Below are 12,278 nucleotides of genomic sequence, written 5' to 3' on the forward strand. Positions count from 1 at the left end.
CCTGTCAGGGCGCTGTGTCTGTATCAAGTAGGCGCCTGTGTCCTAGTAGTCGTAGGAGACGCGGATCCCGATCGTGCGCGGGCGCATCGGCGTGATGCGTTCGCGGTCATAAACGAAGCTGCCGCTGAGCTCGGCATATTCATTCGTCAGGTTCGAGGCGAAGATCTCCGCGCCCCAATTGTCGCCCGTAACGCCCATAGAGCCGCCCAGGGTGACATAGCCATCAAGGTCCATCTTGTTGATCTCGATGACATCGCTGACGGAGTCGTCGGAGAACACGATCTGCGGCATGACATGCGCGGTGAGGCGCTGACCGGCCACTTCCTGCTCGAGGTCCCATTCATACCGAACCCGCAGATTGCCCTGATAGGCCGGCGCGAAGGCAAGGTCGGACCCCTCCACGACATCATCTGTCGGAACGAGCACTTCGGTGATTTCCGTATCCAGCAACGAGAACGCGCCCGCAATGGTCAGGCCGTCAACCGAGGCCGGTGCCCAGGTGAAATCGCCTTCGAGGCCCTGGATCTCGGCATTGGCCGCATTGTCGGAGAAGAACAGATTCACGATCGAGGGGTCGAAGATTGTGGTCTGCAGACCTTCGATGTCTACGAAGAAAGCCGATCCGTTGAAGCGCAGCGAATTGTCGAACAGTTCGGTTTTCCAGCCGAGTTCGTAATTCTTCACTTCGTCCGTATCGACCGCATATGGCACTGTGTAGCTGCCTGGGCCGGATGCACCGCCTGGACGGTTCAGCAGGCCGGCACGGAAGCCTTCGGAATACGTGGCGTAGAACATGACGTCATCGGTTGGCGTCCATTCCCCGGTCATCTTGTAGATCATGCCGTCGGTCGAGGCCTTGTCCGGCGCCTCTGCAGGACCGTCCGGGCCATAGATGAACGAAATGTTCGTTCCGAAGACCTGCTGGTCGCTTTCCGTGAACAGATTGTAGAAGGACGAATTGGCGCTGCCTTCCAGATCGACTTCGACATCATAATAGCGCGCACCAACCGTAAGGGCGAACTGATCGGAAATGTCGAACGTCGTTTCCCCGAACAGACCCATCTGCTGATCGGTCCGCAGGATATCATTGCGGAAGATCACGCCTTCCGGGAACGGACCGGCATCGCTGTAATAGCCAGGATACACGCTTCCGATCTGACCGACAGCATCCACATTTGTCAGTGGATAGTTTGGCGCAAAGCCAATTGTGCCATCCGTATAGGCAACTTGCGTTGAGCCCGGATAGGTAAAGTCGTTGCGCTCCGCCAGTTCCAGATCGCTGTAGAAGGCGCCGAAGGTGGCGCGCCAGCGATTCTCGCTGGGCGTGTTGAAGCGCAGCTCATGCGTCTGCACCTTCGTCTCACTGTGCGAATTCACGAACAGGTTCGGCGCATAGCAATTGCCCGTCGGCGCACCGGCCGGATAGGTGACCGAGTAGTCACAGATATAGTAAGGCAGGTACTGGCCGACGAAGAGATAGTCGGAATAGTCGACCGTCTGGTCCGTAGTGCGGTCCGTGTACGCGCCTGTATAGAGCGCTTCGAGCGCGCCGAGGCGGCCTTCCAGCGTCCACGAGGTGTTGTGGAACTTGTCTTCGATGTTCTCAGGCGTGAAGCGGACAATATCGTAATCATCCAGCTCTGGATCGGCGGCGAAGACACCATCGGATTCGATCTGCTGCTGAGCATGCGTAATCAGCAGGTCCCAGTCTTCATTGATCTCGTACATGCCGCTCAGGCGGAAGCCCTGATAGGTGACATCATTGATGTCATTTTCGACAATGTTGCTGTTGTTGGCGTCGATAAAGTTGACGCCGGACAGGTCCGCGCCTGCCTGGAAACCCTCGCGCTGCGCGCTGACTGGAACGCCATTGGCCCGAACGGTGCCCTCAGAGCGGAAACGGGCAGAATCCCGAACCGACAGCATGCCACCGACATTGTCGATATAGCCGCCCTGGGTGTCATTATAGACGACACCGCGCAGGGCCAGCTTGTCATTGACGGGAACGTTGATCATCGCTTCGACGCTGTTGCTCATCTCGCCGCCATCGGTGAATGATGTCGACGCGCTGAAACCCGCATCAAAGCCGCTGAAGGATGGCTTGTTCGTGATCATGCGGACCGTACCGGCCTGCGAGCTGGAGCCGAACAGCGTGCCCTGAGGCCCGGACAGGACCTCGACGCGCTCGATATCGGCGGCATAGACATCCAAATTCCGGCCCGGCTGGGCCAGCGGCTGTTCGTCGAGATAGAAGCTGACATTTGGCGCGAGACCGGCGACGCCGGCAACCGTCAGGTTTGGCGTCGTTGAGGCGAGGCCGCGAATATAGATCGTGTTCTGGCCGGGGCCGGATCCGCCTGCCGTGACCCCCGGCAGCTGGACCAGATAATCGGAGAAATTCTTCACGCCGAGTTCGCGGAGCTGCTGTTCGCCAAGTGCCGTAACAGCAACCGGCACGTCCTGCGCGCTTTCTGTCCGCTTGGTGGCGGTAATGGTCACCGTTTGAAGGCGTTTTGCGCTTGCCGGCTCCGCCGGAGCGTCCTGCGCCAGAGCAAGCGGCGCAACGAGTCCGGCCATCGCAATCAGCGAGGCCCCGTACTTGAGTTTGTTCATAGGTCTTCCCTTTGGGTCGTCTCCAGCCATGGCGCGCCAGGAATTGCGGCGCAGCTCGGAACTAATGGCTGCTCGATGCGTCCGGCCTACTAGGTTATTTCGATCATAGAAAGGTTTTGCCCGGTCATTGAACTGTCACGCACGCCAAACTCGTAGAATGTGTTGCATCAAGAGCGCACTTCTTGCTTCGGACGCGCAGATTTCCTCAGATCAATGCTTTGATAATCGACGGATTTGCGGCAGAAGCCCGGCATGGACACAGATACTTCCGACACGCCTTCTGCCCTTATCACCGAGGATGAAGAGGCTCTTTTCGTATACGAAACCGACTACGAAATCGGACAGGACAATATCGAAGTCGCCGGGCTCAACATTCATAATCCGGTCTTTTTCCTGAGCGCGGGCCTGATCATTGTCTTTTCAGGCATCAGCCTCCTGTTTCCGCACATTTCTTCCGAATACCTGACCGCCGCCCGCACATGGACACTGCAAAGCGCGGACTGGCTCTTCGCCCTGACGGCTGTCCTCGTCTTCTTCTTCTGCATCGCCCTGACCATCAGTCCGCTCGGCAAGATCCGGCTGGGCGGGCCGACGGCGACACCGGATTTCACCATCATGTCCTGGGTGGCCATGCTGTTCGCCGCAGGCGTAGGCGTCGGATTCATGTTCTATGGCGCGGCTGAGCCGCTCGCCTATTATACTGACTGGTACGGCATGCCGCTGGATGCCGACCCCCTTTCAGCCGAAGCGGAACGCCTTGCCTATAGCGCAACCATCTTCCATTGGGGCCTCGCCCCCTGGGCTATCTATGCCATTGTCGGTCTCGCGCTCGGTTTCTTTGCCCACAATAAAGGCCTGCCGCTCAGCATCCGGTCGGCCTTCTATCCCCTTCTGGGAGAGCGCGTCTGGGGCTGGCCGGGACACATCATCGACCTGTTCGCCGTCGTCTCGACGGTTTTCGGGCTCGCCACGACAATTGGGATCGGGGCCACGCAGGCCACCAGCGGCCTCGCCTATCTGCTCGGCTTCGAACCGAATGTGGGCATCCAGATCCTGCTGATCGCCGTGATGACAGGGCTTGCGGTCCTGTCCGTGCTGCGCGGCCTGGATGGCGGCGTGAAGCTGCTCAGCAATATCAATATGGGCATCGCTTTTGCCCTCTTGCTGTTCGTGATCATTGCCGGCCCGACCATCCTGATCTTTACCGGGATGGGCGAAAACCTTCTCGCCTACATGACCGACACACCGGCGCTGACCAATTGGGTGCGCCGTACCGACATCGCCTGGTTCCATGACTGGACCATTTTCTACTGGGCCTGGTGGATTTCCTGGTCGCCTTTCGTCGGCATGTTCATTGCGCGCATCTCGAAGGGCCGGACGGTCCGGGAGTATTTCGCGGTCGTCCTGTTTGCGCCTGTCACCATCGGCATCATCTGGTTCACGGCATTCGGAAAGACAGCGATCGCCCAGTTCAAGACCGGCGAGGGCGAACTCGGCGAGGGCATGAGCAGCGCCTCGCTTGTCCTGTTCCAGATGCTCGCCGATCTGCCGCTTTCCGCCATCACATCCACGGCGGCCATTCTGCTTCTGGTCGTGTTCATCGTGACCTCGGCCGATTCCGGCGCATTGGTCGTCGACACGATCACCAGCGGAGGCAAGACCGATTCTCCCCGCCGCCAGCGTGTGTTCTGGGCCTGCCTGATCGGCCTGACGGCTTCGGCCCTGCTCTATGGCGGCGGCACAGACGTGCTGCAGTCGCTACAAGCGGGCACGATCACCGCCGCCCTGCCCTTCACGCTGATCCTGCTGACCTGTTGCCTCAGCCTCTATATTGGCATGCGGGACGAATATCGCAGCATGAATGAGAGCGACGCCACCGGGCTTTAGACCAGTCATGGCATCATACGCCACGTGCTCTAGGGGCGCGGATCAGGTCTGTTTTGGGAACAAATCAAGGGAAGAGATGGCACACCCGGAGCGATTCGAACGCCCGACCCCCAGATTCGTAGTCTGGTGCTCTATCCAGCTGAGCTACGGGTGCCTGCCTTGATGAAGGCGGACACATACAGTGAGGAATCGGGGGATGCAAGCCTGTTTGCCACGGAACTGTCATTCCTCTGCAGTGGGCTTTCCAGCAACCGGCGCAATGCCCGTAACCGTGCTGATCCAGCCTGAATATGCACTGACCCGCATATAGATTCCGGGGCTGTCCGGACGGGCACATCCCAGCCCCCAACTGACCACTCCGATCTGGACAGGACCGTCCTCATAATTGCGGAGCATGAGGGGGCCGCCGCTGTCCCCCTGGCACGAATCCACGCCGCCCGCGCCAGCACAAATCTGCGTCGCCGGATCGACCGCCACCCCGGCAAGATCATCCTCAAGTCCATAATCCGCGATGCGGGCAGCAGTCTGCTTCTGGCAATCCTCCACGTCGACCAACGGCACATACCCCTCTTGCAGGATCAGGCTCGGCGCCGTCACGTGGCGTCCGGTACGGCTCGTCCCGTCTTCGCTCTGCGCGGTCTCGCCGATTTTGCCATATCCGGCCACCAGCGTGTCAGCATAGGATCCGGTCGTATCGACCGCCCCCGCCGTCAGCCCCTCCAGTGGCGCGACCTCCCCATCCCAGCGACCTTCGATGCGCAACAGCGCCAGATCATGTCCCCGCTCAGGATTGCCGGAATCATAGTCCGGATGCAGGACAACCTCGGACACAGGGAACAGGGCCCTGGAAGGAACATCCATCAGGGAGCCGCGACCAATGGCAAGCCCGACAGGGCCAAACCGCTCCATCGTCCGTCCCGTCGCATCGGGGAAATACTGCGCAGCGCGCCCATTGCTCTCGACGCGGATGCCTTCAACGCAATGTCCGGCTGTGATCGCCCATTCCGGAGAAATCATGGTCGCGCCACACTCGTGATAGACCGACCGGCCTTGCAGCGCCTGTAGTGAGGCCATGCCCGGCCAATCCGCCGGGTCTGCATCTTCGCCGCCGACCACACAGGCCGTGGCAAGCGCCAACAGCCCCGCACCGAGTCCAATTTTCCACCCCAGCCCCATATCGTCCCCCGTCAGCGATTGGCTTCAAACACGCCCCGTGCGATTGCCCGGGAAAGCGTGGAGGCCGCCAATTCTCCGATCCTTGCGACAAGTATGGCACGCTTCTCCTGCGAGGCAATCCGGCCCGACGACATCACGAAAAGTGCGTCCCCGTCAAAGGGTGCGAAGACAGGCCGGATGGCGCGGGAGAAGCCGGACAAGGCCATCTGCGCGACCCGCTTGGCTTCACTGGCCGTCAGGATGACGTCTGTGGCAACGCAGGCAATTGTCGTGTTCTGACCGAGCGCTGGATTGGCCTTGGCGGCCCCCCAATCCTCGGCGTCGGCAGCATAATCTTCCGGCGGGCGCTTGCCGCCGAATTCGCCATCGACCTCGAAGGGCCAGGCCCAGAAAGCGTCCGTTCCGGGCATGTAAGCCGACCCGAAACAGTTCACACCCGCAAGTGCCCCGACCGTGATGCCGTCATGCGTCACGATGCTGGCAGAACCCGTCCCGCCGGCAAAGGCCCCTGCCCGGGCGCCATAGCCCGCGCCCGTCCGGCCAAGCGGCACATCCGTTCCACGCGCGCGATAAGCGGTGAGACCAAGCGCCGCATAAGGAGAGACGTCGCCCCAGGATTTATCGCCACCATTGGCGAGGTCGTAGAGGATCGCCGCAGGCACAATGGGCGTCCGCGGCACGCTGGTCAGGGGGACGAGCGCAAAGCCTCGGCCTTCCTGTTTCAGCCCGGATGCGACACCGTCCGCAGCCGCCAGCCCAAAGGCGCTACCGCCTGACAGGCAGATGGCATCGATGCCATCGACCAGCATGCCGGCAGACAGGAGGTCCGTTTCGCGCGTACCCGGTCCCCCACCGGAGACGGCCACAGCTGCAATCGCTGGCGCGTCCGGCACAATCACGCTGACGCCTGTGCGGACGCTGGCATCCTCTGCCTGCCCAACCTTTATGCCCGGCACGTCGGCAATGGTGTTTCTTGCGCCTGGTTTCGCCATAAGCTGTCGCCCTACCTTTCCCTCATGAGGGATGTTTCATAAGGTCTGCCGCAACACACGCCAAGCCGAAGGGGCACCTTATGAGACGTTTGCCGATTCTCCTCACCTGTATTGGACTCTCCGCCTGCGCGCCGGGCGGCGATGGCCAGTTCAATGCAACCGAAGAGGCTAGACGAGCGGCCGAAGCCGCCGAGCAGGCCAGATCAGCCGAAGAAGGTGTGGCTGAGGTCGACCAGCCAGCCCAAGAGGCCTGGACCAAGGGCGCCATGGTCGCCGCAGCAGACCCACGGGCCGTCGAGGCCGGTCTCGAGATGTTGCGTCAGGGCGGATCAGCGATTGATGCGGCCATCGCGGTGCATTCCGTACTGGGTCTCGTCGAGCCGCAAAGCTCCGGCCTCGGCGGTGGGGCCTTCATGGTCTATTACGACCATGCCAGCGATGAGATCACGGTCTTCGATGGCCGGGAAGTTGCGCCCGCCTCCACCACGCCCGACCATTTCATGAAGGATGGCAAGCCACTGGGCTTCCTCGAAGCCTGGCAGTCCGGCAAGGCCGTCGGCGTGCCGGGCCAAATTGCCCTCTACAAGACGTCTCACGAGGCCGCCGGCAAACTCGATTGGGAAACCCTGTTCCAGCCCGCCATCAAGCTGGCCGAAGACGGGTTCGAAGTTTCGCCGCGCCTTGCCGAGCTTCTGGCAAATCCGCGCCTGCGCGGTGTGGTGCGGCTGGACGATCTGGCCGTGTCCTCTGAATATTTCTATCCGGGCGGCGAACCGCTTCCCGCAGGCTTCAACCGGACCAATCCGGACTATGCGGCCACGCTGACAGCCATCGCGGCGGAAGGGCCTTCCGCTTTTTATGAAGGCGAAATCGCGCAGGCGATTGTTGATGCCGTGAATAGTGATGCGACGCCCGGCAATATGAGCCTTGAGGATCTCTCCGCGTATTCGGTGAAAATCCGCCCTGCCCTGTGCGGTGATCGGGCGGATGGCTACCGCATCTGTTCTGCCCCGCCCCCCTCTTCCGGCGGCGTGACGCAGAACATGATCATGGGACTTTACGACCTGCTTGAGCCAACGACTGAGGCCGATATGACCGAAGAGGGCTATTTGAAGGCCTTTGTTGACGCCCAGCGTCTCACCTATGCCGACCGGGACCATTATGTTGCGGACGCCGACTTCGTGCCGGTGCCGTCAAAGGATCTGATCAACCCGGCCTATCTCCGCGTCCGCGCAAAAGAAGCCTTCGCCCCCGATGCGGCGAGCTTCCCCGGCGATCCGGGGGTTGCGCTTGGCCGCGATCCGATCCGCCCGCTCTGGGGTGAGGACGCCACCGAGCATGCGCCGGGCACGACGCATATCTCGATCGTGGATACAGAAGGCAACGCGGTCTCCATGACCGCGACAGTCGAAGCGGCCTTCGGCACCTCCCTCATGGTGCACGGCTTCATGCTAAACAATGAGCTGACGGACTTTTCGCGCGAGCCCACCAAGGGTACCAAGCCGGTGGCCAATGCGCCCGGCCCGCTGAAACGCCCTCGCAGCTCGATGTCGCCCACCATCGTTTTTGATCCTGACGGCGATCTGTTCATGGTCACCGGCTCGCCGGGCGGCAATTCCATCGTGGCCTATGTCTCAAAGACTCTGGTCGGAGTGCTGGAATGGGGCAAGACGGCACAGGAAGCGATCAATCTGCCGAACATCATCGCGCGCGGGGACACTGTCGGGGTCGAGATCGACGTGCCGGGCGGTATGGAAGCCGCCGACGCCTTACGCGAAATGGGCTATGATGTGGAAGAACGAGAGGGCGAAAATTCCGGTCTGCACGTCATCATCGTGCGGGAAGACGGCCTCGAAGGCGGCGCCGACCCACGCCGGGAAGGGGTTGCGAAGCCTCTGGAATAGGTCTCATGGCCAAGCTCTATTTTTCCTATGCCGCCATGAATGCGGGCAAATCGACGATCCTGCTGCAAGCGGCCCACAATTATCGCGAGCGGGGGATGGAGGTCCTGTTGCTGACCTCCGCCCTCTACAAGGATGACGCGGACGGGCACATCTCTTCCCGGATCGGGATTGGCGCTGATGCCATTCTCTATACGGAGAAGACAGATTTGTACGCCCTCGTCAGCGACGCGATCAGCAATCACAAGATCAGCGCCGTTTTCGTGGATGAAGCCCAGTTTCTGACCAACGGACAGGCCTGGCAACTGGCCCGCATCGCAGATCATCTGAACGTGCCGGTGCTGTCCTATGGCCTGCGCACCGATTTCCGGGGCGAATTGTTCCAGGGCTCAGCGGCCCTGCTGGCCATCGCCGACTCCTTGCGCGAAATCCGGACGATCTGCGAATGCGGTCGCAAGGCCACGATGGTAGTAAGGCTGGGCCCGGACGGTAAAGCCCTGACCGAAGGCGAACAGGTCAGCATCGCGAAGGCGACCTATCTGTCCCTTTGCCGGCGTCATTGGGAGGAGCGGATGGGCCGCTTCCCCCCCGCCCCTGTGTCAGGGTGACAGTTCCGCCGTCAGGGCGTCGGCCAGCAGCCGCCCTTTCGCGGTAAGAGCGATCCGCGACCCGTCCTGCACCATCCAGCCTTCATCGACGAACACATCGATCTTCGCCTGCGGCAGCGCTCGGTCAGCCACGGTTTCGATCCGACGTCGGTCTATTCCGGTGGCCGGCCTCAATCCCATCGCCAGCAATTCCCGCGCATTGTCGATTGGATAGAGCTTTGAGGCATCGGACCAGCCCGACGCCAGCGCCTGCACATTCGCGATATAGGCAGCCGGCTGGCGCTCCGCTTCCGACGCATACCGGTTGCCGCCCACGCTGAGCCGCCCGTGCGCGCCTGGACCCACCCCGATCCAGTCCCCGCCATTCCAGTATGTCTTGTTATGCCGGGACTGGTACGCCTCGGACACGGCATGATTGGACACTTCATAAGCGGGCAGGCCGGCAGACGACAGCACATCCTGCGTCAGCTCATACAAATCGGCCTGGTCGTCATCTTCCATCGGCGTCATCTGGCCCCGGGCCGCCGCCTTGCCGAACGCGGTCCGTTCCTCAATGGTCAATTCGTACAAGGATATATGCGGCGCGCCAAAATCCAGAATTTCTTCCAACTCGGCCTGCCACTCATCATGTGACTGGCCGGGGCGGGCATAGATCAGGTCGATTGAACTGTTCCGGAACACTTTCATCGCGCGCGTCATGGCCATGCGTGCGATTTCGCTGTCATGGTCGCGGCCAAGGAAGGCCAGGGCGTGGTCCCGAAGAGACTGCACACCGATGGACAAGCGGTTGACACCAGCCGCCTTCAGCCCTTCCAGATCCATCCGCAGGATGTCGTTCGGATTGGCTTCGAGGGTGATCTCGGCGTCCGGCTTCAGGCCAAAGCTGTTCTCTGCGGCGGTCACAAGGCCCGCAATGTCGTCTGGTGCCAGCAGGGATGGCGTCCCGCCCCCCAGATAGAGACTGTCGGCCTTGCCATGCTCCGGCATGCGCGGGCGGTGGATCTCGAGATCCTTCCGGATGGCGCTGAGCAGAGGGGAATTGTCCCGATCCTTGGCGGCATACACATTGAAGTCGCAGTAAGGGCAGATCTTCGTACAGTACGGCCAGTGGACGTAGATGCCAAATCCATATTCCGGACCGAAAGGGTTGGGCGCCTGACTCATGAAAGCAGCGCGGCTTTCAGCTTGGCGACAGCATTCGCGCGGTGGCTCATGGCGTGCTTCCGCTGCGGCTCCATCTCTCCGAATGTGATGGATTCGCCATCTGCAATAAAAACCGGATCATAGCCGAACCCCTTGTCGCCACGCGGCGGCCAGGTCAGTTCACCATGCACTTCCCCCTCGAAGACTTCGGCATGACCATCCGGCCAGACCACGGCCAGCGCGCAGACGAATTTGGCTGACCGGTCGGCGGTGCCAATGTCATCCAGCTCACGCTGGACCTTCTCCATGGCGCGGCTGAAATCGCGCGGCTGTCCCGCCCATCGGGCGGAGTAGATGCCGGGCGCGCCGCCCAAAGCTGTAACAGACAGGCCAGAATCGTCCGATAAGGCCGGGGCGCCGGTGGCCTCGGCCGCCGCGCGCGCCTTGAGAATGGCATTGCCGGCAAAGGTGGCTTCAGTCTCTTCCGGTTCGGGCAGATCCAGTTCAATGGCCGAGACAACATCAAAGCCGAGCGGCTCGAACAGATCCTTCAGTTCCGACACCTTGCCCTGATTATGGGTCGCTGCGACCAGCCGCCCGGGCGAGAGCCTTCGAATCATGCTAATTTCACCCATTCTGTAATGGCCCTATTCTTGCTTTTGTCAGTAATGTATATATCGTTATTCGGTAAGCCCTGCGTCTTTAGCGATAAAGTTAACGGGGTCCAAGTCAACAAGGCCGGAAGGTAGATAGAGACGCATGAGTACAAACGCGGGAAATTCCATGGCCGCCATCATGACCGTGCTGGTGACGATTGTCATGTGGATGACTGCCCTCATCGGCGCAATCGTTATCCTCGCAGGCGGGGTGGAATTAATTTCCATGCTGTCCGGCAATCCGATCAGCATCGGCGCCGTCAAGATCGACGACCATGATATCACCCTTCAGGAGCTCAGCGCTGGCCTGCTGGGCGCCATCGTGGTCGTCGCAGCCGTCATTTTCGTCTGCCTTGAACTGCGCAAGATCCTGGCAACGCTCACGGCTGGCGACCCTTTCGTACCGGATAATGCCGTCCGATTGACGCGAATCGCCATCGCGATTGCGGTGACGCAATTGATGCGCTACGCGATCGCGCTGGTAATTGGACTGTCCGTCGAAGGGGCCAAGATACAACTCTCCTTCGACCTTATCGCATGGGCATCGGTTGCGGCGCTCTTCATCCTGTCCCAAGTCTTCCGGGAGGGCACACGCCTTCGCGACGAAGAAAAAATGACCATATAGGAGCACAGGATATGTCCATACGCGTGACCCTCGACCGAGTGCTTCTTGACCGCCGCATGTCCCTGACAGAGCTGTCGGAACGCGTCGGCGTAACGCTCGCCAATCTCTCAATCCTGAAAACCGGCAAGGCAAAGGCCGTTCGGTTCTCGACGCTTGAAGCGCTCTGCCGCGAGCTGGAGTGTCAGCCGGGTGACCTGCTCACCTTCGATGACGAAGATTCAGCCGACCATGAACAGGTCGCGGCCGAGTAGATGGACCGCCGGCGCGCCCTGCCCTTCAATCCGGGCGATGTGGTCTCAGTCAGGTTTGGCGCGGTCCTGTCGCATTATGGCGTGGTAACGTCCCGCGGAACCATCATCAGTAATTCCCGCCTGCATGATGGCGTGATCGAACAGCGCCCGGAAGACTTCGCCACGGGCCGCACCATTCGCCTGCATCGCCGCTATAGCTCGCTCGACGGCCATCTCGTGGAGGGCCGCGCTCGCCGCCAGCTTGGCCGTGATTACGATCTGTTCGGCTCCAATTGCGGCCATCTCGTCCGCCACGCGCATCGCCGCAGGCCGACGCCCCTGCAGATTGGCGCGGCGACTGTGCGGGCGCTCGGCGACATGCTATCCAGCACACGCAATCCTTACTGAACCAGACGGGGAACGCGGGCGAGAGCCCGGCGTAACTGC

11 protein-coding genes and 1 tRNA gene are annotated in these 12,278 nt (G+C 61.0%); 6 read left to right on the plus strand and 6 right to left on the minus strand.

What is annotated here, in order from left to right:
- Positions 1 to 42: 42 nt before the first annotated feature.
- Positions 43 to 2,613: a TonB-dependent receptor gene (locus V7660_RS14710; protein WP_335603807.1), complete on the minus strand. Its 2,571-nt coding sequence runs from the start codon at positions 2,611 to 2,613 to the stop codon at positions 43 to 45.
- 252 nt (positions 2,614 to 2,865) lie between these two features.
- On the opposite strand from V7660_RS14710, the gene V7660_RS14715 reads away from it, so the two are divergent.
- Positions 2,866 to 4,500 (plus strand): BCCT family transporter, encoded by a 1,635-nt coding sequence (locus V7660_RS14715; RefSeq protein ID WP_335603808.1) that lies wholly within the window; start codon positions 2,866 to 2,868, stop codon positions 4,498 to 4,500.
- 77 nt (positions 4,501 to 4,577) lie between these two features.
- Here the strand turns inward: V7660_RS14715 and V7660_RS14720 are convergent.
- The 3 genes from V7660_RS14720 to V7660_RS14730 all read right to left on the minus strand — a co-directional run bounded on the left by V7660_RS14720 (position 4,578) and on the right by V7660_RS14730 (position 6,668).
- Positions 4,578 to 4,654 (minus strand) — tRNA-Arg (locus V7660_RS14720).
- A 68-nt stretch (positions 4,655 to 4,722) separates the two neighbouring features.
- A complete protein-coding gene (locus tag V7660_RS14725; protein ID WP_335603809.1) occupies positions 4,723 to 5,676 on the minus strand; it encodes a serine protease in 954 nt (317 codons plus the stop codon).
- 11 nt (positions 5,677 to 5,687) lie between these two features.
- Positions 5,688 to 6,668: a P1 family peptidase gene (locus V7660_RS14730; RefSeq protein WP_335603810.1), complete on the minus strand. Its 981-nt coding sequence runs from the start codon at positions 6,666 to 6,668 to the stop codon at positions 5,688 to 5,690.
- An 80-nt stretch (positions 6,669 to 6,748) separates the two neighbouring features.
- Between V7660_RS14730 and ggt the strand changes: the two genes are divergently transcribed.
- Positions 6,749 to 8,572 (plus strand): gamma-glutamyltransferase, encoded by a 1,824-nt coding sequence (gene ggt / locus V7660_RS14735; RefSeq protein ID WP_335603811.1) that lies wholly within the window; start codon positions 6,749 to 6,751, stop codon positions 8,570 to 8,572.
- Positions 8,573 to 8,577: 5 nt separating this feature from the next.
- A complete protein-coding gene (locus tag V7660_RS14740; RefSeq protein WP_335603812.1) occupies positions 8,578 to 9,177 on the plus strand; it encodes a thymidine kinase in 600 nt (199 codons plus the stop codon).
- On the opposite strand, the gene hemW is transcribed toward V7660_RS14740, so the two are convergent.
- Positions 9,169 to 10,341, minus strand: coding sequence for a radical SAM family heme chaperone HemW (gene hemW, locus V7660_RS14745; protein WP_335603813.1), 1,173 nt, complete (start codon positions 10,339 to 10,341; stop codon positions 9,169 to 9,171). The two genes, V7660_RS14740 and hemW, sit on opposite strands and share 9 nt — an antisense overlap.
- Positions 10,338 to 10,946: an RdgB/HAM1 family non-canonical purine NTP pyrophosphatase gene (gene rdgB, locus V7660_RS14750; protein ID WP_348210611.1), complete on the minus strand. Its 609-nt coding sequence runs from the start codon at positions 10,944 to 10,946 to the stop codon at positions 10,338 to 10,340. Before rdgB ends, hemW begins: the two co-directional genes overlap by 4 nt.
- A gap of 133 nt (positions 10,947 to 11,079) precedes the next feature.
- Between rdgB and V7660_RS14755 the strand changes: the two genes are divergently transcribed.
- Genes V7660_RS14755 through V7660_RS14765 form a run of 3 tightly spaced genes read left to right on the plus strand, consistent with a single transcriptional unit; the run spans position 11,080 to position 12,239 of the window.
- Positions 11,080 to 11,601 (plus strand): DUF2975 domain-containing protein, encoded by a 522-nt coding sequence (locus V7660_RS14755; RefSeq protein WP_335603815.1) that lies wholly within the window; start codon positions 11,080 to 11,082, stop codon positions 11,599 to 11,601.
- Between the two features lie 11 nt (positions 11,602 to 11,612).
- Complete coding sequence (locus tag V7660_RS14760; RefSeq protein WP_335603816.1) at positions 11,613 to 11,852, plus strand: helix-turn-helix domain-containing protein; 240 nt, start codon at positions 11,613 to 11,615, stop codon at positions 11,850 to 11,852.
- Positions 11,853 to 12,239: a hypothetical protein gene (locus V7660_RS14765; RefSeq protein ID WP_335603817.1), complete on the plus strand. Its 387-nt coding sequence runs from the start codon at positions 11,853 to 11,855 to the stop codon at positions 12,237 to 12,239.
- The last annotated feature ends 39 nt before the right edge of the window (positions 12,240 to 12,278 follow it).

This window comes from Hyphomonas sp. (genome assembly GCF_036964145.1).
GTDB lineage: Bacteria > Pseudomonadota > Alphaproteobacteria > Caulobacterales > Hyphomonadaceae > Hyphomonas.